Raw genomic sequence first — 25,564 nt, forward strand, 5'->3', positions numbered from 1 at the left:
CTGCCCTCTCCCAAAGGGAGAGGGGGATAAGGTACTGCGATTTTCACGTTAAATCCTATGGAAAACCGTCAGTCGCCACCAGAGCATAACCTGTTCGACGCATTCCGCGAGGACCACGCCGTGCTCGGGCGGGGCTTTCACGAGCTTTCGCAGTGCCTGCGGGGCGCTGATGCCGCCGGCGCGCGCGAGGCCGCCGAGCGCATCGACACCACGGCCGGCGCCCACATCGCCTTCGAGGAAAAGCACTTCTATCCCGCGCTGGCGCACATGCTGGGCTCGACGGAAGTACGCCGCCTGTACTCGGAGCACGGCAAGGGGCTCGAGGCCGTCCGCGCCCTGCTGGAGCGCGAACCCGGCGCGCCGCTCCCGGAAGACGAGCGCACCCGGCTGATGGAACTGTCCCGCGCGATGGAGGCCCATATCGCGGAATGCGGGGAGATGTTCGCGGCGATGGAGCGACTTCCCGAGGAGGACCAGGCCGCGCTGTACCGGGAGTTGACGGTCTGGCGCGAACGGCATCCTCGCTGGACCGGCCTGGCCGCGTCCGGCTGAAACCGAGTCTTTGCCCCGATGGCCGCGACGACGAAGTGCCCCTCCCCCGCTTCGACGCGGCCATCCCTGCCGGTCGTGGAGTTCCCCGGCGTCGGCCTCGATGCCGCGCAAGCCCGACGGATCGCGGGCATCGCCAAACGCATGCTCGCCGACGAGCCGACGCTGGCCTCGACCCGGATGTTCGGCGACAAAGTCTCCGCCGGCGTCGACGACGCTCCCGCGCTGCTTTTCGAAGACCACGCCGAGATCACCCTGTACGCCCAGCCGGGGGCTGACCTGGGGCTGCAGTACCGCGCCCTGATGCTGGCGGGGGACGAGGACATGGTCCTCATCGGTGGACCCCGCAGCGAGGACTTCGAGACGTATTGCCGCCACACGCTGGGACTCGGAAGCGTCACCGTGCTCGGGGTTCCGCCGGCATCGGCCCTCGGCCATGCCACGCTCCCCGAGCGCTGCGCCGCCACGCCGAGCGCGCTGGAACCCATCGTCGAGACGGCGCGCAGGCACCGCCGGCTGAACCTGATCCCCTACATCGGGACCCGCCAGGCATGGCGGTTCGCGGGGCTGATCGCAGAGCGGACCGGAGCCAGGGTCAAGGTCGCCGCACCGCCGCCGCATCTCACCCAGCGGGTCAACGACAAGCTCTGGTTCGCCCGGTGCGTGAAGGATCTGCTCGGTCCGGCGGCGCTGCCGCCGAGCTACTGCACGTTCGGGCCGGTCGGTCTTGTCGGACGTCTGGGAGCGCTTGCGCGGCGCTTCGAGCGGATCGTGATCAAGATACCGGACAGCGCCGGCGGCGCCGGCAATCTGATCTTCCTTTCGGAGCTGATCCGGCGGCTGCCGCCTGCCCTGCTGAGCCGCCGGGTGTCGCGACTTCTGGCCCGGCGCGGCTGGAACGGCGGCTTTCCGCTGCTGGTCGGCGCCTGGGACTGCGAGGTCCTCGCCAGCCCTTCCGTCCAGATATGGATTCCCGCCCGCGACGATTCGCTCCCCCTGGTCGAAGGCATATTCGACCAAGCCATCGGCGACGAGGAAGGAACCTTCGTCGGCGCCATGCCGTGCGAACTGCCCGAGTCCCTGCGCAACCGCCTGGCCGGCGAGGCCCTGCAGCTCGCGCACCTGTTCCAGCAGATGGGCTACTTCGGGCGCTGCAGTTTCGATGCCGTGATCGCTGGCAACGATGCGGCCACGGCCCTGCCGCACTGGATCGAATGCAACGGACGCTGGGGCGGAACCTCGATCCCCATGACGCTCGCCAACCGCCTGCTCGGCGACTGGAAACGGCGGGCACTGCTGATCGTACAACGCACCGACTCGAAGAACCGCCCCTGCTCCCTGCCGGCGGCGCTCGCGCGCTTGGGCCCCCTCGTCTTCCGCGACCGCGGCGAGGAGGGTATCGTGATCCTCACGCCAGCCGGGCTGGAGACCGGGACCGGCATGCATCTGATGTCGATCGCCGGAAGCACGGATGCTGCCCGCAGGCAGACACTGGCCGCCGAATCGCTGCTGCGGGCCGGGCCCACGGACGGGCGAGCGGGTTCCGGCCCCCGGTAGGTGCTCTGCAAGGTGTGCTCAAGGCGCCAGCGAGAAGTCGATGATCGCATCCAGATAGTCGGCAAAATGGCGGAAACTGTGGTCCCCGCCCTCGATCACCGTCTGGCGGGCGCCAGAATACTTTTCGACGGCCTCGCGGTAATCGAGTACCTCGTCGCCGGTTTCCACCAGCAGCCAGAAGCGCTCGGGATGGCTCAGTCGCGGCACCTCGAGCCGCGCCAGCTCGGCCAGATGGCGTTCGGTGAACTCGAAAGGCTCGCCGGTATGGAGATTCCGGTGCCGCCCCACCGCCGGAGCCAGACTTCGATAGGCGAAGGCGGCCGGATTGATCAGCACCGCGCGCAGGTCGTGCTTCTCGGCCAGATGGGTGGCATAGTAGCCGCCCAGCGAACTTCCCACGAGAGCGGGACGCGTTCGGCACTTCGCCAGGACTCCCTCTACGAACTCGATGGCCTGGCGCGGGCCGGGCGGAAGCTGCTCGCACCAGAATCGGTCCGCCAGGGCGCGCTCGGCCATGCGCCGTCCGAGGAGAGTCGCCTTCTCCGATCGAGGCGACGAACAAAATCCGTGCAGATAGACGATCATGGCTTACATCAGGTGATACGCTGAAAACGGGTTCGGATTCCACAGGCGTAAAATCCGTACCGCCACCGCCGATTCTAACAGGAGGCCGTTTTCGTGCTGCGATTCCTGAGTTCCCTGTTCACACCGACGGCTGCAGGAGACGAAGGCCCCGACCGGGCCTTGATCGACGCAGCCATCGAACGGGCGGTCGACGGCACCGACCGCCGCGTGCGTGCCCTTGGCGACTACCGGCAGCGACTGCGCGAGCCCGTCGCGCGCGCGGTCGATCATGTCATCGCCCTGGTCGATTCGATGCCGCCGCCGACGGAGATCAGCGCGCAGAGTTTCGGCACCGATCCACGCATCCGGGCGTTCTTCAGCTCGGTCGACCACCTTCACGACGTGCTCGGCAAGCTCAAGGACGTCCGGGAGTACCGACGGCATTGCGCGGAAATACCGGCCGACGAAATTTTCGGACTGCTGGTGATGCAGAAGGAAGAGCGCACGGTGCTGGGCATGGAACTGGAAGGCGACACCGTCCGCAAGGACGTGGTCCAGGTGGCGGTCAGCTTCTCCCATCACCGCTACATCGCCCCGGCTCCCTCCGAAAAGGGAGCCCGCTGGGAACTGAAAAAACGGGCCTTCGACTTCCTGATCGAACGGGCACTGGAACGGCTTGCCCGGGAAACCCGGAAAAGAGTGGAATTGGAACACCAGCGCCGTCTGCTGCGGCGCAAGCTCGACGCACTGCGGGCGGGCGGCTGGGGCATCTCCTCCGCCCTGGCCGACGACGGGCTCGACGGAGGGGGCATCGAGGCGGCGGAAGCCGAGATCGAGTCGATAGACGCCGAGCTGGGGCAGGTCGGGACGAATGCTCTCGGCCTCGACCAAAGCCTCGACTGCATCGCGGAGGTTCTGGGCCAACCCGGGAAATGGCTCGATATCCGGCCGGTCGTCCTGCGGCTGGATTACCGCGGGATCAAGCTCGCGGATTTTGAGCCATCGTCGGCCGGCGAACTCCGGCTCACGGAGCTGTTCTCCGCAACCGGCGCGCGGAGAATCATCCTGCCCGGACGCATCCCCAAAGGGGAAATTCCCGACCGCCCCGATGTGGTGAAAGAGCTCTCGCGCTATCTGGGATGAAGCCGGTTTTCCCGTTCTCCGTGAACCAGGATTTGCCGGGTCGGAGATTCGCCTTGCCTCGGGCGCCCGCGCGCCGGACAATCCGAGCGCACCGAAGCACCCGAAGCCGGCCGCCCGCAGGACCCGCGGCGATCCGGGCTTCCATTCGCCAGTTCAGGAGGGAGACCATGACCGAAGTATCCAAAGACACCGGCATCGCGATGGCACTGTTGGAGCGGCTGAGGACGCAGAGGCTTCCGAGGGCTTTCGCACTGAAGGAAAAGGTCGACCGGGGTGAGCGGCTGGATGACGGCGATTTGGCGTTCCTCCACGAAGTGTTCGAAACCGCGGAACGAATCAAGCCGATGGCCGACCGGCACCCGGAGTACCAGGATATCTATGCCAGCGCCATAGATCTGTACAAGGAAATTACGGAAAAAGCCCTCGCCAACGAAAAAATCGGGCCTTCGACCGGTTGACGCAGCGGGACACCGGTAAGGAAAGACATAGCCTGGCGGGCCCGGAACGCGGGGAAGACACCGGGGAATCAAACCGCCCGGCATTTCCCTGGCCCGAATCCTCTTCCAGAGGGAAGACGAACAGGACACACCTTCTCCACGATTCCGACCCGACCGCTCCACCTGAACGATGAACCATGGAATTCAGCACGGAAAAAGCCATTGCGTCGTTTCTCATGCCCGTGGCCGTCGTCATCGACCACTTCCTGGGCGAACCACGCAAATTCCATCCTCTCGTCGGCTTCGGCCGCCTGGCCAACCGGATGGAAACAATCACCTATGGGCCGCCGGAGTGTTCGGCCAAGGCGCGGCAGATGCGCGGAATCGCAGCCGTGACCGGCCTGCTGTTACCCGCCTGGCTGATATCGCTCCTCCTGGCCGGCCATGGTGCGATCGGGGCCGCCATCGCCGGCGCCGGCCTTTACCTGGCGTTGGGCGCCCGGAGCCTGTTCGAACATGCCGAGGCCGTTCGCGATGCCTTGCTGAATGACGACCTGGCGAACGCGCGACGGGCGGTCGGGCGTATCGTCAGCCGCGACGTTCTGACCATGGACGCGGGACAGATCGCTGCCGCCACCGTCGAATCGGTGCTCGAGAACGGTTGCGATGCGGTGTTCGGTGCGCTGTTCTGGTATGCAGCCGGAGGGCTGCCCGGCGTGGTCGTCTACCGCCTGGCCAACACCCTGGACGCCATGTGGGGATACCGCAACGAACGTTACCGGGATTTCGGCTGGGCGGCGGCCAGGCTGGATGACGTGCTCAATTATCTTCCCGCCCGGCTCACGGCCATGAGCTACGCACTGTGCGGCCACCTTCCCACGGCCTTGCGGGCCTGGCGGCATCAGGGCCGGTACTGGAAGAGCCCCAACGCCGGCCCGGTCATGGCAGCCGGGGCCGGAGCGCTGGGCATCGCGCTCGGCGGTCCGGCCAGCTACCACGGCAGCCTGACACACCGGCCCGCGCTGGGTTACGGACGACCCGCCGAAACGCGGGACATCGGGCGCGCCATCTCCCTCGTCCGGCGTTCCTTGACGCTTTGGCTCTGGGCCGCCGTCATCGGAGGCGTCGCCCTTGCTTGAACACGGCGGACGTTTGCGGCAAGCGGCCCGCGCCTCCGGCACCCGCCCGGCGGACTGGCTGGACCTGTCCACCGGCATCAGCCCCCGTCCCTGGCCATTTCCGGAAATCCCGCCGGACTGCTGGACCCGTCTGCCGGAAGACGAGGACGGACTGATCGAAGCCGCCATGGCCTGTTACGGCGCCCCGGCCCTGCTGCCGGTGGCCGGCACGCAAGCCGCGATCCAGCTCCTGCCCCGGCTGCGGGCAAAGAGCCGCGTGGCCGTGCTGAGTCCGGCCTATGCCGAGCACGCGCATGGATGGCGGCTATGGGGACATGAAGTCCACGAAGTGGATCTCCGAACCGTGGAACGACAGATCGAACGGTTCGACGTCGTGGTGGTGGTCAATCCCAACAACCCGACCGGGGAATACCGTGACAGCGGGCGTCTGAAAGGATGGCACGCCACGCTGCGGAAGGGAGGCGGCTGGCTGGTGGTGGACGAAGCCTTCATGGACCCCACGCCGGAGGGAAGCCTGGCCGCTGAAACCAGGCACGAGGGGCTGATCGTGCTGCGATCCTTCGGCAAGTTCTTCGGTTGTCCCGGTGCCCGTCTCGGGTTCGTCGCCGCCCGCCCGCCCTTGCTCGAAGCCTTGCGCGATATCGCCGGCCCGTGGGCGGTGTCAGGACCGGCGCGCTGGCTCGGGCAGCGGGCCCTGGCCGATTCTCCCTGGCAGGCCGAGGCCCGCCGGAAGCTCGTCCGCGACAGCCAGAGGCTGGCGGCGCTCCTGACCCGCTACGGCCTGACGCCGGCCGGGGGCACTCCGCTGTTCCAATGGGTGCGGACCGATGATGCCCGCCGGCTCGACGCGCACCTCAGACGCCACCTCATTCTGCCACGTCGGTTCGAGCATCCGCCCGGCCTGCGGTTCGGCCTGCCGGCGACGGAAAGCGGCTGGTCGCGCCTCGACCATACGCTGTCGGCATGGCGCGCCGCCTAGCGGCGAGTGCTACCCCTCGACTCCGAACGCCCGCCGGTTCCAGCGGTTTTCGAAGACCACGTCCTCGAGGTCGCGGCGCCGTTCCCAACCCGCCGATTCCAGCAAGGGGCGAGGGTAGAACGACTCGACATGTCCCAGGCAAAGCAGGGCCACCGGTTTGCCGCCCGGCGGGATTTCCAGCATCCCGGCCAGATCCACCGGATCGAAGAACGACACCCAACCCATGCCCAGTCCCTCCGCACGGGCCGCCAGCCAGAGGTTTTGTATGGCACAGGCGAGCGAGGCCAGGTCCATCTCGGGAAGGGTACGGCGCCCGAAGACGTGCCGCTCCCGGCCGTCGGTCAGCACCGCCGCCAGCAGCTCGGCGCATTCGCGGATGCCTTCGATCTTGAGCTTCCGGAACTCGTCCGCCCTGTCGCCCAGGGCTTCGGCGGTGCGACGGCGCTCGGTTTCCACCAGGTCGTGGATGCGCCCGCGCAGATCCCGGTCGGTGATGCGGATGAAGCGCCAGGGCTGCATGAAGCCCACGCTGGGCGCCTGATGGGCGGCCCACAGCAGACGCCGCAGGACCGCCGGATCGACCGGATCGGGGCGGAAATGGCGCATGTCGCGCCGCTCGCGGATGACCCGGTAGACGGTCTCGATCTCTTCCGGCGTGAAATCGGGCGGAGTCATGGCCGCAGCAGCTCCGCCGCCGCCTCGGGACAGGACGGCAGATACCAGTGTAGGTACGACGCGGTGAGCCGGCCCTGCCGGTAGACCGCTTCGCCGGCACTGCCTCCCCGGCGCCGCTCCGCCATAAGAAACGGCGACAATGGCGTTTCCAGGCGCGAATAATGGAAGGTGTGGGCGCGCAGCGTTCCGGACCGGAAGGCGGCCGACTGCAGGCCCAGCCCCGCCAGCCGCGTCTGCATCTTCGCCCGTCCGGGCAGGATGCCGCACATGGCGCTGGTTCGCCCGTTCTGGTCCGCCAGTTCCTCCAGCAGGTACAGCAGGCCGCCGCATTCGGCGAGCAGCGGCTTGCCGGCGGCGACATGCGCCCGCAAGGATTCCTTCATTCCGCCGTTGCCGGCCAGGGTATCCAGGTGCAGTTCGGGATAGCCGCCGGGCAGGTAGACGCTGTCCACCTCCGGCAAGCTTCGGTCCCGGAGCGGCGAGAAGAAAACCGGAGTCGCGCCCATGGCCCTGAGCAGGTCGAGGTTGGCCGGATAGAGGAAAGAGAAGGCTGCGTCCCGCGCGATGCCGATGCGGACGCCTTCCAGCAGGCGCGGCGGGGTGGCGGCGGGCTCGGGGGCGAACGGGACGCCGTCCGGCAGGTCGGCGAGGCCGGTCCCGGCGACGGCATCGGCCAGGGTGTCCAGCCGCCGGTCCAGATCGCCGAGTTCGAGGGCCTGCACCAGCCCCAGATGCCGGTCGGGAAAGCCGGCGTCGGGCTGGCGGAAGAACGCGCCCCGGAACGGAATGGCGCCGGGCACGCTGGCGCGCAGCCTATCGGCGTGGCTGGGGGAAGCCACCCGGTTGGCGACGACGCCGGCGAAGGGCAGGTCCGGCCGGTGCGTCGCCAGCCCGTGCGCGACCGCGCCGAAGGTTTCCGCCATGCCCGAGGCGTCGATCACCGCCAGCACCGGTACGCCGAAGGTCTGCGCCAGATCGGCGGCGGACGGCACGCCGTCGAACAGGCCCATGACGCCCTCGATGAGGATCAGGTCGGCGGACCGCGCGGCCTCGAACAAAAGGCTTCGGCATTGGTCCTCGCCGACCAGCCAGAGATCGAGCTGATAGACCGGCTGGCCGCTGGCGGCCTGCAGCAGCATCGGGTCGAGAAAGTCGGGGCCGACCTTGAACACCCGCACCCGCCGTCCCTGCCGGACGTGATGGCGCGCCAGCGCCGCCGTCAGCGTGGTCTTGCCGTGGCCCGAAGCAGGCCCGGCGATGAGAAGGGCGGGGCAGGCGACATTCAAAACTCGATCCCCTTTTGCGCCCGGATGCCCTGGGCGAAGGCATGCTTGACGTTGGTGACTTCGCTGACCGTATCGGCCAGCTCGATCAGTTCGGGCCGGGCGCCCCGGCCGGTGACGACCACATGCTGGCCCGCGGTGCGCCGGCTCAGGTCGGCCAGTACCCGCTCCAGCGGCAGATAGCCGTGCTTGAGCACGATGTTCAGCTCGTCCAGCACCACCAGCCCCAGTTCCGGGTTTTGCAGCATGGCGCGGGCGGTTTCCCAGGCGGCCTCGGCGGCCTGCCTGTCGCGCTGCCGGTCCTGGGTGACCCAGGTGAAGCCTTCGCCCATGACCCGGTAATCGACTTCCTCGGGGAAGCGGCGGAAGAACGCCTCCTCGCCGGTGGAGAACGCGCCCTTGATGAACTGCACCACGCCCACTTTCATGCCGTGGCCCAGGGCGCGCGCGATCATGCCGAACGCCGAACTGCTCTTGCCCTTGCCGATGCCGGTCAGCACCAGCAGGAGGCCTTTGTCCCGGGTGGCGCGGGCGACCTTCGCCTCGACGACCTCCTGCTTGCGCGCCATGCGGGCGCGATGGCGCTCGTCAGACGGCGCCACAGCCCGGTCCCTGGTGATAGATCAGCTCGGCCACCGGCGTGCCGCCGACCAGGTGCTCGCGGATGATGCGGTCGAGATTGGCCTCGGTGACGTCGTAGTACCAGACGCCGTCCGGCTGGATGCAGACGAGGGGGCCGGACTTGCAGGTGGCGAAGCAGGAAACGCGGGTGCGCTTCACGCGCAGTTCGCCCTGGTCGATGCCGGCGGCCCTGAACTTCTCGCCGAGGCTGTCGAACAGGGCCTGCGACTCGCCGTTCGTGGTGCAGCGCGGGCCGGTGCAGACCAGGAGGTGGCGCCTGTAGGCGCCCATCTTGGGCTTGATCGGGTCTTGAACGTCACTCATCGGTTTCGGCCTCCGGTTCCGGGGTTTCGGTGACAGGAATGAAGGGCTGCCCGTAGCGTTCGCGGGACTGGTGGAAATGGCCCAGGGCGGCGGCGTCGAAATCCTCGTCCGGCTTGACCAGCAGCAAGGAGAAAACCGCATCCCCGGCTTCGTCCAGGAAATAAACCCCATGCTGGCGATGCTCCCGGCTGTAGAACCAGAGCCCCGCGACTCGGGACAGATCCGCGTGCAGATGGAAGTTCTCGGTGATCAGGTTGAGCCAGTCGCCGCGGCGGCTGAAATCCTGTGCCTCGCACAGCAGTTCGGTCACCGCGCCGCCTTCGTTGCGCACCACGGCGCGCAGCCGGCCCCACTGGCGGGCACTGTCCAGCAGGGCGTCGAGGTCCCGGCGCGCCACGGCCGTCGCCCTATGGGTTCCGGCCCCGTCGTCCGGCTGGGCCGCGCCCACGGCGGCGAGGATTTCGCCCAGGGGCGCGTCGAAATGGCGCGCCGCCTCGCGCAGGGAGCGGTCCGGATCGTCGCGCAGCCAGCGGCGCACGCAGCCGTGCCAGCCGGTCAGGCCCATGCTCAGGGAGCGTCCGGCCCGCTCGCCGTCCTTCGCGGCGCCGGTGAGGCCGTCGTATTTGTTGGCATAGCCCCGCGGCGTGATCATCAGCCCTTCGCGCACGAAGCTGCTGCCGTTGCCGATCAGCACCGTGCACAGCATGCCGATGTCGCAGTCGGCCATCGCCTCCAGCGTGGCCATCTGGATGTTCTGCCGGCGGCGGTAGGCGGACTTGACGATGGCCACCGGCGTGTCCGGCCGGCGGTGGCGCAGCAGGATGCGCTGCGCCTCGACGATCTGGCGGGTGCGGCGGCCGCTTTTCGGGTTGTACAGGGCCACCACGAAATCCCCCCGCGCCGCCGCCTCCAGCCGCCGCGCGATCACCGGCCAGGGCGTAAGAAGATCGGACAGCGAGATGGAGCAGAAGTCGTGGGTGAGCGGTGCGCCCACCAGCGCCGCGCAGGCGTTCAGCGCCGTGGCGCCGGGGATTACCTCCACCTCGATGCCGCTCGCGGGAGTCCAGCCGGCTTGCAGCAGCACCTCGAAGGTGGGGCCGGCCATGCCGTAGACCCCGATATCGCCCGACGAGATCAGGGCCACGGTCTTGCCCTGGCAGGCCTGCTCGTAAGCTTCCACGCAGCGGTCGATTTCCTCGGTCATGCCCTTGCGGACCACTTCCTTGCCGTCCAGGAGTTCCTGCACCAGCTTGATGTAGGTGGAATAGCCGATCACCACGTCCGCCTCGGCGATGGCCTCGCGCGCCCGGTAGGTCATGTGCTCGGGGGCGCCGGGGCCGAAGCCCACCAGCAGGATTTTGCCTTCATTCATCGTTCAGCCTTGCGATGGATACCGTGGCGTTCTTGCCGTCCGCACCCCGGTATTTGTGTTTTTCCAGCAGCAGATCACCGATCCCGCCCCGGGCGGCGAGCAGGGCCGCGGCCTCGGCCACCGCCGGCGTGCCCATGTAGCGGCGCACCGTTTCCGAGGGGTTGGGCACCGGCACGCGCGCCAGTTCCTCCGCCGTGTAGAAGCGCAGGGGCCAGCCGTGACGGGCCGCCAGTTGCAGGATCGCGTCCTCGTCGTTCTTCCTGTCGATGGTGGCGAGGCCCGCGACCGCGTCGCCGTTCAGCCCGGCCAGCGCCAGGGCCTCGTCCACCGCGGTCTGCAGGGTCTCCGGCGCCGCGCCGCGGTCGCAGCCCAGTCCCAGGATGACCCGCAATGTTGCTGAACCAAGCCCCTCTCCCCGTGGGGAGAGCGTGGCGACGGGGGCGAAACCGGTTGGGGTGAGGGTTTCGGCGCCCAAGGTTTGCGACGAAGTGGTTGAAACATTCAGCGCTGTTGCCCTCACCCTGCCCTCTCCCAGCAGGAGAGGGTTCCATGGCTCGCCGGTATCGAGGATGAACCGCGTCATGGCGTTTCCGGCGGACGGTAGACCACCAGCCGCTCCTCCAGTTTCGTCCACAGCTCGGGCGCGATCTCGCGGCGCGTCACCCAGAGCACGGCGCGAAAGCGGTCCAGATCGACGTCCTCGAAGCGCTCGAAGCAATGGATATTGGCGGGCAGCGGCGTAGACCTCGTCCACCAGTCGCGCGAGCCCGCCTCCTGCACGAAGGCGATGGGCTCCTCGTTCACCACGTGGGCGGATACCCTCGTGATGTTGAGCTTCGGCGCTTCCACCCGCCAGCCCAGTTCCCGCCCCAGAATGTCCACCGGGATGGTCTTGCCGACGTCGGACGCCGTCGTCAGCACGGCCGTGGCGCCGAGCAGCGCGGCCAGGTGCTCGGCATAGGCGTTGGCGCCGCCCACGTGGCCGGACAGCACCGGGATCACGAACCGGGCAGCGTCGTCCACCACCAGCACGCCGGGGTCTTCGTCCTTGGACTCGAGGTGAGGCGCGATCAGGCGCACCACCGCGCCCAGGGACACGAAGAAGACCAGCTGGTCGTAGCCGGCGAACAGATCGCCGATGTGGGCGCTCAGGGCGCCGGCCAGGACCCGGACGGTGTTGGGCAGGGGCGGCAGATCGGCGAACTTTTCCGTGACCACCACCTCGGCTTCCGGCAGCTTCTCCGCCAGCCGCAGCAGCTTTTGGACGCCGTGCTTGGTGATGCCCACCAGGGCGATGCGGGGTGTCGTCATGCGTCTTCCCTTTTCTTGCGGCAGCCGCGCCGTAGCTCGCCGCGCGGCCGCTCCGGGTTCTTCACCAGCAGCAGGGACAGGTAGTTCACCTTCTCGCCGCGCAGGCGGGCCACGTCGCGCTCGACCCGTTCGGCGGGCGTGCCGGCCTTCTCGACGAAAGCGGCGTGCGGCAGCAGCCCGCGCCGTTCCAGCAGGTCCAGGATGTCATCCAGCAGCGGTTTCACCTTGAGCAGCACCAGGGTGTCGAAGTCGTCCAGCAGCCGCTCGATCAGTTCGATGCCATAGCCGGCGGGGACGATCGCCACGGTCTCGTCGCTGTCGGCCAGCGGCATGCCCAGCCGGGCAGCGGCGGCGTTGAAGGACGGTACCCCGGCAATAGACTCGACGGCGATGCCGGATTCCAGCGCCCTGACCGTTCGGGCCAGGTGGATGAAGGTGGAATAGGTGGACACGTCCCCCTCGGCCAGGAACAGCACGTCCCGGCCTTCCCGCAGGCGCGCCAGCACGGTTTCGGCCGCGCGCAACCAATAGCCCGCCAGGATTTCCGGGTCGTGGGTCATGGGGAAGACCAGCGGCGTATGTTCCGCCGGCAAGGCCAGCCCCGCCTCCAGGGCGATTTGCAGCGCGAAACTGTCGGCGCCCTTTTTGCGGACCGGGTAGCTCCAGTGGGCGTCGGTCCGTTGCAGCAGTTCGAAGGCGCGGCGGGTGATCAGGCCGGGATCGCCGGGGCCCAACGATACGCCGAAGAGGCGTCCCTGCGAGCGTGTGTGAGAAGCTACTGCGCAATCCGATTGCTGCGTTGCGCGGTGCTCGGAATCCTCATGTACCATTTGTACACTCCGGTTCCTGCGCTCCGGGCGCCTTGCACTCGGACTGCTCATGACGCTTCCCACACGCGCTCTTGTTGATTTCACTCATTGTTCTCTCGCTGGGCGCAAACGATCCAGACCGGGTTTTCCGCCTGCAGGCGGTGCATGTCCAGGATGGGACGGCTGCGCGCCGCCTGCAACTGGGTGACATCCCAACTTGCCCCGGACGCCTTCAGGGCATCCACCGCCGCCGCCAGGTTTTCCAGGGTGGCGAAGTTCATCACCAGCCAGCCGCCGGTGCGCAGCCGTCGCAGGCAGATCTGGATCAGCTCGCGCAGTTCGCCGCCGGAGCCGCCGATGAAGACGCCATGCGGATCGGGCCAGCCGTCCAGTTCCCGGGGAGCCTTGGCCTGGACCAGCGTGTAGTTGCTGACGCGGAGGCTCTCGCGGTTGCTCAAGGCAATGGCGAAGTCTTCCACATTCTTCTCGATGGCGTAGACGTGGCCCAGGGGGCACAGGCGCGCCGCTTCCAGGCCGACCGCGCCGGAACCCGCGCCGATGTCCCAGACGATGCTGTCTGGGCGCAGCGCCAGCCGGGCCAGGGACACGGCGCGCACCTCGCGCTTGGTGATGAGGCCCTTGTCGGGGACGCGCTGCCGGAAACGGGTGTCGGGGAGCCCGAACAGCGCCTCCCGCTCGCAGGGCCGGCGGCGCAGCAGCACCACGTTGGGATCGGCGAAGCATTGGCCGGCGGCCTCGGCGATGCCCAGCCAGCCATGTATACGCTCGTCCGCCTGCAACAGCCGTTCCGCGATGGCCATCTCGAATTCCTCGTCCAGCCCTTCGGCCCGCAACATGCGGGCGATGCGGTCCGGGCCGTTTTCCGGACTGGTGAAGACGCCCATGAGATCGGCCTGCCGCAGCTTTTGCAGCAGCCCGTACAGGCCGTGCCCGGGGCCGGCGCCCGGTGTCCACTCGCCGGCATCGCGGCTGTGCACCGAGCCGATGGCCAGGTCCTGCCAGGGCAGCCCCAGCCGGGCGCAGGCGAGCTGGATCGTGGAGACGTTGGGGAGGATCTCCAAAGCCTCGCAGCCGAGCTTGTTGCACAGATAGGCGGCGATGCCGTGGCACAGCGGATCGCCGGTGGCCAGCACTGCGACCCGCTTTCCATTCCGGCGCGCCTCGGCGATCCAGTCCGGCACTTGCGCAAGGCGACCGCCCAGATCGCGGCATTCGGCGCCCTCGGCCAGGTGAGCTTCGAACAGGGCGAGGGTGCGTTCGGCGCCGATCACCAGATCGGCGGCGCGAAGGCTCGCCAGCGCCTGCGGCGTCAGTCCCTCGGCGCCGTTGTCCAGTGCGCCGATGATGCGGCAGGGTTCAGTCATGAGGAAGAAAAATCCATGTTAATTCCCTTCACCCTAATCCTCTCCCCGAGGGAGAGGCGATGATAAACGAAGTCCCGGAGAATCCTCCTCTGCCACTTCCGCCAGCTTGTTGGCCTCGAAATCGCACATCAGAATCCGCAGGGTGAATCGATCGGGGTAGCGTTCGCGCAGGGTGCGGATCGCCCGCCGCCCCAGTGCTTCGTAGAAGGCCGTGATCAGGCCCAGATCTTCCATGCGCTCGCTGGCGTAGCGGGCCATGGCGGAGCTCCGGATGTCCGCGCAGACTTCGGCGGGCGCGCCGACCTCGGCGGCGATGTCCGCCAGGAGGTCGGTATCCACCGCGTTGCGATTGGCGTGGGTGATGGTTTCGCCTTGGGCGATCTTGGTCAGCTTGCCAACCATGCCGCCGATCACCACATGGCGGATACCGTATCGCACGACGGTGTCCAGGGCATACTTGAGGAAATCGCCCATCTGCACGAAGCAGGCCGGCGGCAACCGCGGCAGTTCGTTCATCACGAAGCGCTCGGTGCGGCCGCCCGTGGTGAGCACCACGGTGTCCTGACCCTGGCGGGCGGCGACCTCGATGGCCTGGACGACGCTGGCGCGGAAGGCGGCGGTCGAATAAGGGTGGACGATGCCGGTGGTGCCGAGGATGGAAAGGCCGCCGATGATGCCGAGGCGGTAGTTCAGCGTGCGCTTCGCGATCTCCTCGCCGCCGGGCACGGAGATGACGACTTCCAGCCCGGCCCGCTCCAGCAAGCCCCCCGCCGCCTCGCGCACGTTGGCTTCGATGTTGCGGCGCGGCACCGGATTGATGGCGGGTCCGCCGACCTCGAGCCCCAGGCCCTGCATGGTGACGGTGCCCACGCCGGCGCCGCCCTTCAGGCTCACGACGCCGGGCATCTCCGGAAGCAGGGTCACGTCGGCGGTGAGGCGCGCCTTGTCCGTCACGTCCGGATCGTCCCCGGCGTCCTTGATCACCACGGCGTGGGCCGTTTTGCCGTCGCAGCGGCCGTCGGTGACGGCGAACACGACGCGCTGGCCGTTGGGCAGTTCGCAGTCCACCCGTTCCGGCACCGTGCCCCGCACCAGCCCCAGGGTTGCCGCCCGCGCCGCGGCGGCGGAGCAGGCGCCGGTGGTAAAGCCGGTGCGGGTGCCCTTGGGTTTCTTTTCCATCCGCCCGGCTACTGGCCTCCTTCGGCCAGGGCCAGCAAGGCATGCAATGCCGCGACCACCAGGGTGGAACCGCCCTTGCGGCCCATGGTGACGATCCAGGGAACGGTTTCCAGCGCGGCCGTTTCGGCCTTGGATTCCGCCGCCGCCACGAAGCCCACCGGCATGCCGACGATCAGCGCCGGCTTCAGTCCGTCCTCGCGGATCATGCGCACCACTTCCAGCAGGGCGGTGGGCGCGTTGCCCACGGCGACGACGCCGTTGTCCAGCAGCCCCGCCGACCGGGCCTTGCGCATGGCCTGCACGGCCCGCGTGGTGTTCTCCGCCTTGGCGTCGGCGATCACGTCCGGATCGGCGATGAACTGGTGGGCGGCCATGCCGAAATGGTCCAGGCGCGGTTTTGACAGCCCCACGCAAATCATTTCGACGTCGGCGACGAGGGGGGCGCCGGCGCGGATCGCCCGGATACCCGCCGCGATGGCTTCCGGATGGAAGCGGGTCAGGCCGTTGAATTCGAAATCGGCGGTGGCGTGGATCATACGCCGCACCACCTGCCATTGCTCGGGGCTGTAGGCGTGGACGCCGGCCTCGGCGTCGACGATGGCGAAGGAATCGTGCTCGATGCGGCGGCCCGCCTCGGTGAGCTGTTCGGTGACGATGTTGTTGCTCATGCTGCGCGATGATCGTGATGATGATGGCCGGCGCCATGCTCGGCGGCGAATTCGCGGTACTTGCAGCCGTCGCACTCCATCATGGCCTGGCCCGGGCCGGCGGCTTCGGCGAGGCGCTGCTCCAGAAGGGCGTAGATTTCCGCCTCGAAACCGAAATAATCGCCCAGTGCGAAATGGACGCGCGGATACTGCTGCTGCAACCGCGCCACCTGGCGCTTGATGCGCTCGATGAGGGTACCGGTGAACAGATAATAGGGCAGAATCACGATCTGCCCCATGTCCAGCCGGACCTGCCGCTGCACGACCGATTCCAGCCGGGGATGGGTGATGCCGGTGAAGGCGATGTCCACCAGCGGGTGTTCCCCCGCTTCGAACAGCCAGCGCGCCATGCGCGCCACGTCGCCGTTCGCCACCCGGTCGGATGAACCGCGGCCCAGGAGCACGATGCCGGTGTTGCGCGGGTCCGGCATGTCCAGGCGGCCCATCGCCTTGCGCAGATTGCGCTCGAGTATGGCGAGGATTCCCTCGCAGGCACAGAGATGGCGGGCATAGACGAACTCGACCTGGGGGTGGCGCAGGCGGGCGTGCTCGATGGCCTCGGGAATCTCCATTTTCACATGGCCCGCGGCGTTGAGGATCAGCGGGGCCACGAGCACCCGTCCGCCCTGGCGCGCGGCACGGTCCAGCCCCTCGTCCAGCAGCACGTCGGCGAATTCGATGAAGCAGACCTCGATGCGCCACTCGGGGCGGCGCTCCCGCCAGTTTGCGGCGAATTGCTCGATTTCCCGGTTGCCGGCGCTTTCCCGGGAACCGTGGCCGACCAATAAAACGGTGTCCTGTGGATTCATGCAGTCTTGTCCGCGTGGCGGAAACGATGGGAAAAACCGGCGTCGTAGAGCTTGGAGCGCCGGATGGCCGGCCACTGGCGCGCGCCCAGGGCCGGACTCACGATGATCATGGCCTGGCTGGTGATGCGCTCGGCCTTGCAGCGCTCGCGGATGTCCGCCAGCGTGCCGCGCACGATTTTTTCCTCGCCCGGCCAGCTCGCCTTGTGCACCACCAGCACCGGCGCCTCGTCGGACCAGCCGGCGTCGAGCAGGGTCTGCCGCACCTCGCGCAGCAGGGTGATCGAGAGGAACAGGCACAGAGTGCAGCGATGGCGGGCCAGCTCCCGCAGGGATTCGCCCTCGGGCATGGGGGTACGTCCCTCGACGCGGGTCAGGATCACCGTCTGGGTGACCTCCGGCAGCGTCAGGCTTTCCACCGCCGCCGCGGCCGAGGCCATGGCCGAGGAGACGCCGGGCACCACGCCCACCTCGATGCCGGCTTCGTCCAGCGGCCGCACCATCTCGATCAGTGCGCCGTACAGGGAAGGATCGCCGGTTTGCAGGCGCACGACGATAGGGTTGCGGCGCGCCTCCCGGATCAGCCACTCGCCGATCTGTTCCAGAGTCATGTCCTTGGAGTCCGCGATCGTGCAACCGGCTTTGGCCCAGCGCAGGGCGGCTTCCGAAACCAGGGAGCCGGCGTAGAGAATGGCGTCGGCGGATTCGACGAGCCTCCTTCCCTTGACCGTGATCAGCTCCGGATCGCCGGGGCCGGCGCCGACGAACCAGACCTTGCCGCCTGCAAAGGTTTCCGTGCTCATGGAAAGCCGAGCATCATTCTGCGGGACAGAAGCGCCGGAAAGCCGCGGCGGAGACTCCCCCCAGCACCCCCCAGAACAGGGCATTGCTCAACAGCGTCGCCAGCCTGAACTGGACGCGGAGAGTTTCCGGCGCCAGCCCGCCGCTCAGAGGGGGGTGGGGAGCGCCGATCAGATGCGGCAAGGCCAGCAGCATGCCGCCCAGTATCCGCAGCGGGCGATGCTCCTGGAGACAAACCAACCCCAGCCCCCCTGCTGTACAAAGGGCGGTAGCCAGCCACCAGGCCTGCCGAGCGCCGAGCTCGGCGGCAAAATCGCCCGGCAACTCCGGCGGCAGCCCCAGCCCGGGCGCGGCGAAGAATACCGCAAAGCCCGCGAGCCCCCATGCCAAGCCTTGCGCCATGCCCTTAGGCCGGCGCCACGCGTACAAACCGGTCAACATCAGTCCGTAGCCTATACCCAGGATGCCGTTCCCGACCGCCGTGGCGAGCAGACGCGGCCAGCCGGTTTCCGGCCGCCAGGCATCCGTCCCCCCATCACGGTTTTCCGTCGGCTCCGGCGCACCGGAGGCGGCCACCTCCTCGTAAACCTCCGCCTGGAGAATCAGCGGAGTCACCCACAAGGCTTGCGTCAGAGTCAGCAGGGATGCAGCCGACAGCCCCGCCAGAAAGGCGGAAAAGCCCAAAGCCCGGAACATTGGTCAGTGACAAGGGAAAGCAGCGGAATGCCGGGTGTCGTGAGCCGCGTTGTGCACGGCCGGCGTCGGCGAAAAGCCGACCATGAGCACCAGAAAACCACCGAGCGCCATCGCGGCGATTGCGGCGGTTCTGGCACCGACATGGATCAGCGAAGAATGGGACAGCGTTCGTGCGTTCATGGGGAACTTTCCGTCAAAAGGCGATCCGGATAAAAAACCGCTGGACGTGAACGCGCCGTTGGCGTCGCCGAAAAGTGCGATGCCAGTGGGCCACGCCCGCCCGCCGCGGGTCAGCACCACTGCCACGGGCCGGTCTCCGGACTTGCGAGCGACACCGGAGGCATCGACCCATCGCCTTCCCGCAAGAGCAAGCCCTTGCAGTGGCGCCGTGATGGGATTTGACTCGCTTACCGTTGCGGGGGCAGTGCCGGCCTTGTTCCCCTCCCCCTGTTTCCGGGGGAGGGAGGGGAACGCACCGGCTTCCCGTTTAACCCGGACGCGGACAGAATGCCGGCCGAGCACCCGAAAGCAGATAGGGCGCACTCTAAGAGATTTGGCCCATCGCGTCAAAATTCGTGCTGACCGGACCACGGCCGTACGGGGTGCTGCCACCGCTATGCAAGACCCGAGCGAACGGCGAGAATCTTGCGTTCCGGTTTGGAGCGGCCTTCCGCTTCACCTCGCAACGGCGGACGAATTCGACAAATGACTCACATGCTTCCCATGGGCCGGGGAGAATCCTACGGGCACCACGGAGAAATCCTGCAAGGCGCGGTGCCCTCGGCGCGCGGAATTCCGAGACCCATCCTGGTCACGCTGCCCTGCCTTCGCTACCGGGTCGTCGCCCACTTTTTCCCCGCGGCCGGAAACCGCTTGCAGACGCTTCCCGGCCCCCGCCCCAAAGCGGCGCGGGCGGCATTGCTGACGCTGTCCTGTCTTGGGTTTTCCGGCATCGGCGGCCTGCTGTTCCTGAACGGCAACATCCCGCGCGGCCAGGGACTCGGTTCCTCCACCGCCGATGTCACGGCTGCGATTCGGGCTGTCGCCCATGCCTGCGGCCGGACTTTGGCGCCGGAGCGGATCGCACGCCTGGCCGTCCAGGCCGAGGCCGCGTCGGATCCGCTGATGTTCGACGGCGCCGCCCTGGTTTTCGCGCAGCGCGAAGGGATCGTCGTGGAACGATTCGACAAGCCGCTGCCTCCCATGGAACTGCTGAGCGTCCGGGACCCGGCCAACGGCAGCGGAATCGATACGCTGAGCGGCACGCCGCGCCGTTACGACCGCGGGGAAATGAGCCTATGCGAAGCCCTGCTCGGGGAGTTGCGGGATGGCGTTGCGCAGGGAGATGCCGGCGTGATCGGTTCCGTCGCGACGGCCAGCGCGCGTCTCAACCAGCGGTTCGTCCGAAAACCGCGCCTCGACGAGCTCGAAGCACTGGGCAGACATCATGGCGCACTCGGCATTCAGGTGGCCCACAGCGGCACGGTCATGGGCCTGTTGTTCCGGCAGGGAAATCGGGAAGCGATCCGTGCGGCGAGAAGGCAGTTGGCGAGGCGGGGATGGGACGTCGATGCCCCCCCATTCGCCGGCCTCCGCGCGCGCTTTCGCCCCGGATGCCGAGGGCATCGCCACAACCGCCAGCCACTGACATGTCCCGCCGCCCCTCCCTCCCCCTTGGCGCAACGCTGATGGTTCAGGGCACGACGTCCGATGCCGGCAAGAGCACGCTGGTGACCGGCTTGTGCCGTGCCCTGCATCGCCGGGGTTTCCGCGTCGCGCCTTTCAAGCCGCAGAACATGGCCCTCAACAGCGCCGTCACGCCGGAGGGGGGCGAGATCGGCCGAGCCCAGGCGGTCCAGGCGCAGGCCTGCGGTCTCCCGCCGCATACCGACATGAATCCGGTCCTGCTCAAACCCTATGCCGATCTCGGTTCGCAGGTCATCGTCCATGGCCGTGCCGCGGGCAACATGGACGCCCGCCGCTACCATGAGTTCAAGCCCAGGGCCCTGGCCGCGGTGCTGGCCTCCCACACCCGGCTCGCCCGGCAATATCAGGCGGTCATCGTCGAGGGCGCGGGCAGTCCGGCGGAAATCAACCTGAGGACGGGAGACATCGCCAACATGGGATTCGCCGAGGCCGTGGACTGCCCAGTACTTCTCGTCGCCGACATCGATCGCGGAGGTGTGTTCGCCCACCTCGTCGGCACGCTCGAACTGCTTTCGGCCAGCGAACGCGAGCGCATCCGGGGCTTCGTCATCAACCGGTTCCGCGGAGATATCGCCCTGCTGCGGCCGGGCCTCGAGTGGCTGGAGCGCCGCACCGGCAAGCCGGTGCTGGGGGTGCTGCCCTACCTGGACGGCCTCTACCTGGATGCGGAAGATGCCGTGGCGAAGCCAAGGCCCGCCACGGACGGCGGCCACGCTCGGCTGCGGGTGATCGCCCCACGGCTGCCCCGCGTCAGCAACCACACCGATTTCGACGCCTTGCGCATGCATCCGCAGGTCGATTTCCGCTTCGCCGGTACGGGGGAGCCTCCTCCGCCCGCCGATTTGGTAATCCTCCCCGGAAGCAAGAACGTCCGTGCGGATCTCGCCTGGCTGCGCGGGACGGGGTGGGAAGGGGCCATCCTGCGGCATCTGCGCTATGGCGGGAAACTGCTCGGCCTTTGCGGAGGTTTCCAGATGCTCGGTCGGGCGATCCACGATCCGTCGGGTCTCGAAGGCCCGCCAGGCTCCAGCCCCGGCTTGGGACTCCTGGATTTCGAAACGACGCTCGAAGCGGACAAGCAGTTGAGGAACGTCTCCGGGACCCTGGTTCTGGAAAGCGCGAAGGTCAGGGGCTATGAAATCCATGCCGGCGTCAGCCTGGGCCCGGCCCTGGAGCGGCCCGTCTGTTGGCTGGAACAAGGACCCGACGGGGCTCTGTCGGATGACGGGCGGATCCTCGGCAGCTACGTGCATGGCTTGTTCGACGAACCCGAAGCCCAGACCGCCCTCCTCCGCTGGGCCGGCATGCCGCAGCCACGGGTGTTCGACGTCGGTTCGGAACGCGAACGCGGCATCGACCGCGTTGCCGACGCCGTCGAAGCCGAGCTGGACATGGAAACGATCATCGGCCTGCTGACGGACCGGCTCCGCTGACGGGCCTGCGACGAACCCGCCGTGATTTCGTCCGATGCAAGAGGCTGTAAATCCCTTGTTGACAATGAATAGGCCGACGCGCATCCTGCCCGCGGCCCCAGCGCGCAAGGCGCTCGATTCTTTCCCGGTTTGAGCGGCGCCCGGCCCAATCCGATGTGCAACGCCAAGTCCGAATCGCGCCGGCAGATAAACGCAGGCCGGAGGGAATCCACCCACGCCATGAACACCGAATCGCCGTTCAAGCCCTGTTACGACAATTTCATCGGCGGCCGCTGGGTCCCGCCGGTCCAGGGGGAATACTTCGAGAACCTGACGCCGGTCACCGGCAGGCCGCTCGGCAAGGTCGCCCGTTCCACCGCGGAGGACGTCGAGCTGGCCCTGGATGCCGCCCATGCCGCTGCCACCGCCTGGGGCCGAACCTCCGCGACCGTCCGGGCCAACCTCCTGAACCGCATCGCCGACCGCATGGAAGCCCACCTGGAAACCCTGGCGCTGGCGGAAACCTGGGACAACGGAAAGCCGATCCGCGAGACCCGGGCGGCGGACATCCCGCTGGCGATCGATCATTTCCGCTACTTCGCCGGCTGCATCCGCGCGCAGGAGGGCTCCATCGGCGAACTCGACGCCGACACCGTCGCCTACCACTTCCACGAGCCGCTCGGAGTGGTGGGACAGATCATTCCCTGGAACTTCCCGATCCTGATGGCGGCCTGGAAGCTCGCCCCCGCCCTGGCCGCCGGCAACTGCGTGGTACTGAAGCCGGCCGAACAGACTCCGCTGGGAATCATGGTGCTGCTGGAACTGATCGGCGACCTGTTGCCGCCCGGCGTGCTGAACGTCGTCAACGGTTTCGGCCTGGAGGCGGGGAAGCCGCTGGCTTCCTCGCGGCGCATCGCCAAGATCGCCTTCACCGGGGAGACGACGACCGGCCGGCTGATCATGCAATACGCCTCCCAGAACATCATCCCGGTGACGCTCGAACTCGGCGGCAAGTCGCCGAACATCTTCTTTGCCGACGTCTGCGCGGAGGAGGACGACTTTTTCGACAAGGCGGTGGAAGGGCTCGCGATGTTCGCGCTCAATCAGGGTGAAGTCTGCACCTGCCCTTCCCGCGCCCTGATCCACGAATCCATCTACGACCGCTTCATGGAACACGCCTTGAAACGGATCGCGGCCATGAAACAGGGCAACCCGCTCGACGCGGAGACGATGGTCGGCGCCCAGGCGTCCGAAGAGCAGGTCGAGAAGATCCTCTCCTACTTCGAGATCGGAAAGCAGGAAGGCGCCGAATGCCTGATCGGCGGCGAACGCAACCTGTTGGACGGCGACCTCCGCGGCGGCTACTACGTGAAACCCACGGTATTCCGGGGCCACAACCGGATGCGCGTGTTTCAGGAAGAAATCTTCGGCCCGGTGCTGTCGGTGACGACCTTCAAGGATGACGAAGAGGCGCTGGCGATCGCCAACGACACGCTGTACGGACTCGGCGCCGGCATCTGGACCCGCGACCTCAACCGGGCCTACCGGATGGGACGGGGCATTCATGCGGGGCGCGTCTGGGTTAACTGCTACCACCTCTATCCGGCGCACGCCGCGTTCGGCGGCTACAAGCAGTCCGGCATCGGCCGCGAGAACCACAAGATGATGCTCGCCCATTACCAGCAGACGAAGAACCTGCTGGTCAGCTACAGTCCGAAGGCGGTGGGCCTGTTCTGAAAGCTCCCAACGCACCGGCGCGGGTAGTGGCAAGCCCCGCCGCCCTGGCCTTGATCGAACGGCTGGCCGCAAGGCACGGCCCGCTGATGTTCCACCAATCCGGCGGCTGCTGCGACGGCAGCGCCCCCATGTGCTATCCGCTCGGGGAACTCCTGGTGGGCGACTCGGACGTGCGGCTGGGAGATATCGGAGGATGTCCGTTCTACATGTCCGCGGCCCAGTTCGACTACTGGAAGCACACGCAGCTGCTGATCGACGTCGTGCCGGGCCGGGGCGGCATGTTTTCGCTGGAAGGGCCGGAAGGCCTTCGTTTCCTGACGCGGTCGCGGGCGTTTTCCGACGCCGAACTGGCGGCGCTGGAAGAGGCGGATTCGCCGGTGCGCGGGCGGTGAACCGCCGCACCGTCGCCGGCTGGTCTCAGTAAAGGTCTGGGATCAGCCGCGAAGTTCTGGCGCAATACGCCTCGTATTCGGCGCCGAAATGCTCGCGTAGCAGCCTCTCTTCGGCACGGATGCGCGCGAGCAGCGGCGGAATCATAAGCACCGCGAGCAGCAGGCCGACGCCCGCGCGAAAGGCCAGCGCCCATCCCAGCGAACTTACGAGCAGGCCCAAATAGCTGGGGTGGCGGATGACGCCATACACGCCCGTCGTGACCAAGGCATGCCCCGGCTGGATGGCGACCAGCCCGCTGAAGCGCCGGCCGAGCACGAAGACCGGCCAGAGCCTCAAGCAACCGCCGCCGGTGAAGAGCGCTACGCCCAGCCAGCGGACGGCATCGCCGTCGAACGTCCAGAACCCGATCCGGTCCGTGTATGCCGGCAGATAGGCGGACAGGAAGCCGATCGGAATCAGGACCGCGATCACCCAGCGGTTGGCGCGGTCCTCCCGCGCGCCGGGGCTCAGGTTTCCGCCGCTGAAGACCGCGGCGGCGGACAGTGCGACGAGCACGATGGCCACGGCAATCAGGGGCGGATGGGAGAAGAAGGCGGCCGGTCCGCCCCGGCCCAGGACCGCGAGGCCGAGATAGGCGGCCACCGACGGCAGGGTTACGAACGCGAGTTTCGGTACGGACATGGCGGCCTCATGGTCTCAATCCAAAATCGCCGCCTTCACCTCAAGACACGGCGCTGCCCGGATGATACGCCTTGAGCAGCGCTCGGATGAAGCCGCTAATACCCCCACCACTCCTCGGACGCATCGCCCAAGCCGCACTGCCGGGCGTCCGGCCGGGCCGGCATACCGTGCGGGAAGCCGGGCAGGGGGATGCCTTCGAAGGCGCGGACTCCGGAAGCATCCGTCCAATTTTCCGGCGTCTTGGCGGCCGACTTCAGAACGCCGTACCGAATCAGCTTGGCGCGGATCACGTGGCGGCTCAGACCGAGCAGGCGCGCCGTCTGCAACTGGTTGCCACCGGCAAGGCGGTGCGCGGCTTTCACGACGGCGGCCTCGATCCGGGCATGGATATCGGGCAGGTTGCTTTCCAGAAGCCGCTCCAATATCTCGGTCAGCGCCTCGAAATCGTCGCCCCTGGAAGCCGCGCCCGGCGTCGGCAGGGGCGAGAGGTTGAGGTCCGATGGGGCTATCGTCTGGTTGCGCGCCACCAACAGGGCGTGGTGGATGACGTTTTCCAACTCGCGTATGTTGCCCGGCCAGGAATGGCGGAGCAGCGCTTCCGCCGCCGCCGGCGAAATGCGGGTCTCGGGATTGCCCAGCCGCTTGCTGTAGAACGCCAGGAAATGCTCGGCCAGCGGCAGGATGTCGCCGGGGCGCTGGCGCAGGGGCAGCAGCCGCAGCGGCGCGACGTTCAGACGGTAGTAGAGGTCCTCGCGGAAACGCCCGGCCAGGATGGCTTCTTCCAGCTTGACGTTGGTCGCCGCGATCAGACGGACGTCGATCGGGATGGGCCGGTGCGACCCCACCCGGACCACCTCCTTTTGCTGCAATACCCGCAGCAGCTTGACCTGCATCGGCATGGACAAATCGCCGATCTCGTCGAGGAACAGGGTGCCGCCGCTCGCGGCTTCGAACCAGCCCTGCTTGGTGGAGGAGGCGCCGGTGAACGCGCCTTTCTCGTGGCCGAACAGCTCGCTTTCGATCAGGTTTTCCGACAGGGCGCCGCAGTTGACCGCGAAAAAAGGCCGGTGCTTCCTGACACTCAGCTCGTGGATGTGGCGGGCGACCAGTTCCTTGCCGGTGCCGGTTTCGCCGATGACCAGCACGGTCATGTCGGTCGGCGCGACCAAGTCGATCCGGGCCAGCAGTTCGCGGGATTGCGGGTCTTCGAACACCAGCGCCGAGGCCCGGATGGAGAGCGCCAGTTCGTTGGGATTGGGATGGGAAAGTAAGGGCATGATCGGGGCTTGCTCCAAGG

The 25,564-nt window shown here is 67.7% G+C and carries 28 protein-coding genes and 1 riboswitch; of the genes, 10 read left to right on the forward strand and 18 right to left on the reverse strand.

Going from position 1 to position 25,564, the window contains the following annotated elements; translation table 11 throughout:
- The first annotated feature begins 57 nt into the window (after positions 1-57).
- Entirely contained in the window at positions 58-552 is a 495-nt protein-coding gene (locus tag ACSHWJ_RS06085) for a hemerythrin domain-containing protein (protein WP_017365381.1), read from the forward strand.
- An 18-nt stretch (positions 553-570) separates the two neighbouring features.
- Positions 571-2,106 carry a hypothetical protein gene (locus ACSHWJ_RS06090; protein ID WP_432539341.1) on the forward strand — a complete coding sequence of 512 codons (1,536 nt, stop codon included), beginning with the start codon at positions 571-573 and terminating at the stop codon, positions 2,104-2,106.
- A gap of 18 nt (positions 2,107-2,124) precedes the next feature.
- Here the strand turns inward: ACSHWJ_RS06090 and ACSHWJ_RS06095 are convergent, their stop codons facing one another.
- On the reverse strand, positions 2,125-2,691 hold the full coding sequence (locus ACSHWJ_RS06095) for a YqiA/YcfP family alpha/beta fold hydrolase (protein WP_282213252.1): 567 nt from the start codon (positions 2,689-2,691) through the stop codon (positions 2,125-2,127).
- A gap of 93 nt (positions 2,692-2,784) precedes the next feature.
- Between ACSHWJ_RS06095 and ACSHWJ_RS06100 the strand changes: the two genes are divergently transcribed.
- The 4 genes from ACSHWJ_RS06100 (at position 2,785) to cobD (ending at position 6,368) form a co-directional block, all read left to right on the forward strand.
- On the forward strand, positions 2,785-3,813 hold the full coding sequence (locus ACSHWJ_RS06100; RefSeq protein ID WP_282213251.1) for a hypothetical protein: 1,029 nt from the start codon (positions 2,785-2,787) through the stop codon (positions 3,811-3,813).
- Between the two features lie 167 nt (positions 3,814-3,980).
- Positions 3,981-4,271 (forward strand): hypothetical protein, encoded by a 291-nt coding sequence (locus ACSHWJ_RS06105; RefSeq protein ID WP_017365385.1) that lies wholly within the window; start codon positions 3,981-3,983, stop codon positions 4,269-4,271.
- A 176-nt stretch (positions 4,272-4,447) separates the two neighbouring features.
- Positions 4,448-5,389, forward strand: a complete 942-nt coding sequence (gene cbiB / locus ACSHWJ_RS06110; RefSeq protein ID WP_249385260.1) for an adenosylcobinamide-phosphate synthase CbiB — start codon at positions 4,448-4,450, stop codon at positions 5,387-5,389.
- Positions 5,382-6,368, forward strand: a complete 987-nt coding sequence (gene cobD / locus ACSHWJ_RS06115; RefSeq protein ID WP_218798127.1) for a threonine-phosphate decarboxylase CobD — start codon at positions 5,382-5,384, stop codon at positions 6,366-6,368. The genes cbiB and cobD overlap by 8 nt, the downstream gene beginning before the upstream one ends.
- Before the next feature lie 9 nt (positions 6,369-6,377).
- Here cobD and bluB read toward each other — a convergent pair whose 3' ends face one another.
- The 15 genes from bluB to ACSHWJ_RS06190 all read right to left on the reverse strand — a co-directional run bounded on the left by bluB (position 6,378) and on the right by ACSHWJ_RS06190 (position 18,643).
- Positions 6,378-7,043, reverse strand: a complete 666-nt coding sequence (gene bluB / locus ACSHWJ_RS06120; RefSeq protein ID WP_218798128.1) for a 5,6-dimethylbenzimidazole synthase — start codon at positions 7,041-7,043, stop codon at positions 6,378-6,380.
- Positions 7,040-8,329 (reverse strand): cobyrinate a,c-diamide synthase, encoded by a 1,290-nt coding sequence (locus tag ACSHWJ_RS06125; RefSeq protein ID WP_282213250.1) that lies wholly within the window; start codon positions 8,327-8,329, stop codon positions 7,040-7,042. Before ACSHWJ_RS06125 ends, bluB begins: the two co-directional genes overlap by 4 nt.
- Positions 8,326-8,928, reverse strand: coding sequence for a cob(I)yrinic acid a,c-diamide adenosyltransferase (cobO, locus tag ACSHWJ_RS06130; RefSeq protein ID WP_282213249.1), 603 nt, complete (start codon positions 8,926-8,928; stop codon positions 8,326-8,328). The genes ACSHWJ_RS06125 and cobO overlap by 4 nt, the downstream gene beginning before the upstream one ends.
- Positions 8,915-9,271 carry a (2Fe-2S) ferredoxin domain-containing protein gene (locus tag ACSHWJ_RS06135; RefSeq protein ID WP_017365388.1) on the reverse strand — a complete coding sequence of 119 codons (357 nt, stop codon included), beginning with the start codon at positions 9,269-9,271 and terminating at the stop codon, positions 8,915-8,917. The genes cobO and ACSHWJ_RS06135 overlap by 14 nt, the downstream gene beginning before the upstream one ends.
- A complete protein-coding gene (cobJ, locus tag ACSHWJ_RS06140) occupies positions 9,264-10,643 on the reverse strand; it encodes a precorrin-3B C(17)-methyltransferase (protein WP_282213248.1) in 1,380 nt (459 codons plus the stop codon). Before cobJ ends, ACSHWJ_RS06135 begins: the two co-directional genes overlap by 8 nt.
- The gene (locus ACSHWJ_RS06145) at positions 10,636-11,226 is read right to left on the reverse strand and encodes a cobalamin biosynthesis protein (protein ID WP_282213247.1); all 591 of its coding nucleotides are present in this window, start codon (positions 11,224-11,226) and stop codon (positions 10,636-10,638) included. Before ACSHWJ_RS06145 ends, cobJ begins: the two co-directional genes overlap by 8 nt.
- Positions 11,223-11,954, reverse strand: coding sequence for a cobalamin biosynthesis central domain-containing protein (locus ACSHWJ_RS06150; RefSeq protein ID WP_041361284.1), 732 nt, complete (start codon positions 11,952-11,954; stop codon positions 11,223-11,225). Before ACSHWJ_RS06150 ends, ACSHWJ_RS06145 begins: the two co-directional genes overlap by 4 nt.
- On the reverse strand, positions 11,951-12,835 hold the full coding sequence (gene cobI, locus ACSHWJ_RS06155) for a precorrin-2 C(20)-methyltransferase (protein WP_435928709.1): 885 nt from the start codon (positions 12,833-12,835) through the stop codon (positions 11,951-11,953). Before cobI ends, ACSHWJ_RS06150 begins: the two co-directional genes overlap by 4 nt.
- A gap of 29 nt (positions 12,836-12,864) precedes the next feature.
- Complete coding sequence (gene cbiE, locus ACSHWJ_RS06160) at positions 12,865-14,148, reverse strand: precorrin-6y C5,15-methyltransferase (decarboxylating) subunit CbiE (protein WP_282213245.1); 1,284 nt, start codon at positions 14,146-14,148, stop codon at positions 12,865-12,867.
- Between the two features lie 33 nt (positions 14,149-14,181).
- Positions 14,182-15,327, reverse strand: coding sequence for a cobalt-precorrin-5B (C(1))-methyltransferase (locus tag ACSHWJ_RS06165; RefSeq protein WP_432539340.1), 1,146 nt, complete (start codon positions 15,325-15,327; stop codon positions 14,182-14,184).
- 8 nt (positions 15,328-15,335) lie between these two features.
- The gene (locus ACSHWJ_RS06170) at positions 15,336-15,995 is read right to left on the reverse strand and encodes a precorrin-8X methylmutase (RefSeq protein WP_367027342.1); all 660 of its coding nucleotides are present in this window, start codon (positions 15,993-15,995) and stop codon (positions 15,336-15,338) included.
- Complete coding sequence (locus ACSHWJ_RS06175) at positions 15,992-16,843, reverse strand: sirohydrochlorin chelatase (RefSeq protein ID WP_435928711.1); 852 nt, start codon at positions 16,841-16,843, stop codon at positions 15,992-15,994. The genes ACSHWJ_RS06170 and ACSHWJ_RS06175 overlap by 4 nt, the downstream gene beginning before the upstream one ends.
- On the reverse strand, positions 16,840-17,643 hold the full coding sequence (gene cobM / locus ACSHWJ_RS06180) for a precorrin-4 C(11)-methyltransferase (RefSeq protein ID WP_282213241.1): 804 nt from the start codon (positions 17,641-17,643) through the stop codon (positions 16,840-16,842). The genes ACSHWJ_RS06175 and cobM overlap by 4 nt, the downstream gene beginning before the upstream one ends.
- Before the next feature lie 13 nt (positions 17,644-17,656).
- The gene (locus ACSHWJ_RS06185; protein ID WP_282213240.1) at positions 17,657-18,337 is read right to left on the reverse strand and encodes a CbtA family protein; all 681 of its coding nucleotides are present in this window, start codon (positions 18,335-18,337) and stop codon (positions 17,657-17,659) included.
- Between the two features lie 3 nt (positions 18,338-18,340).
- Positions 18,341-18,643: a CbtB domain-containing protein gene (locus ACSHWJ_RS06190; RefSeq protein WP_282213239.1), complete on the reverse strand. Its 303-nt coding sequence runs from the start codon at positions 18,641-18,643 to the stop codon at positions 18,341-18,343.
- Positions 18,628-18,878, reverse strand: a riboswitch (cobalamin riboswitch). Its footprint overlaps the gene before it by 16 nt.
- 164 nt (positions 18,879-19,042) lie before the next feature.
- Here ACSHWJ_RS06190 and ACSHWJ_RS06195 point away from each other — a divergent pair.
- From ACSHWJ_RS06195 to ACSHWJ_RS06210, 4 genes are all read left to right on the forward strand, one after another.
- Positions 19,043-20,026 (forward strand): GHMP family kinase ATP-binding protein, encoded by a 984-nt coding sequence (locus tag ACSHWJ_RS06195; RefSeq protein ID WP_282213238.1) that lies wholly within the window; start codon positions 19,043-19,045, stop codon positions 20,024-20,026.
- Positions 20,026-21,477, forward strand: a complete 1,452-nt coding sequence (locus ACSHWJ_RS06200; protein WP_282213237.1) for a cobyric acid synthase — start codon at positions 20,026-20,028, stop codon at positions 21,475-21,477. The genes ACSHWJ_RS06195 and ACSHWJ_RS06200 overlap by 1 nt, the downstream gene beginning before the upstream one ends.
- Positions 21,478-21,696: 219 nt before the next feature.
- A complete protein-coding gene (adh, locus tag ACSHWJ_RS06205) occupies positions 21,697-23,193 on the forward strand; it encodes an aldehyde dehydrogenase (RefSeq protein WP_345774369.1) in 1,497 nt (498 codons plus the stop codon).
- Between the two features lie 26 nt (positions 23,194-23,219).
- The gene (locus ACSHWJ_RS06210; RefSeq protein ID WP_218807445.1) at positions 23,220-23,585 is read left to right on the forward strand and encodes a DUF779 domain-containing protein; all 366 of its coding nucleotides are present in this window, start codon (positions 23,220-23,222) and stop codon (positions 23,583-23,585) included.
- 25 nt (positions 23,586-23,610) lie between these two features.
- Here ACSHWJ_RS06210 and ACSHWJ_RS06215 read toward each other — a convergent pair whose 3' ends face one another.
- Positions 23,611-24,267 (reverse strand): methyltransferase family protein, encoded by a 657-nt coding sequence (locus ACSHWJ_RS06215; protein ID WP_218807446.1) that lies wholly within the window; start codon positions 24,265-24,267, stop codon positions 23,611-23,613.
- Between the two features lie 95 nt (positions 24,268-24,362).
- Positions 24,363-25,544 (reverse strand): sigma-54 interaction domain-containing protein, encoded by a 1,182-nt coding sequence (locus tag ACSHWJ_RS06220; RefSeq protein ID WP_282213236.1) that lies wholly within the window; start codon positions 25,542-25,544, stop codon positions 24,363-24,365.
- Between the last annotated feature and the right edge of the window lie 20 nt (positions 25,545-25,564).

The organism is Methylococcus sp. S1M, from assembly GCF_051295855.1.
GTDB lineage: Bacteria > Pseudomonadota > Gammaproteobacteria > Methylococcales > Methylococcaceae > Methylococcus > Methylococcus capsulatus.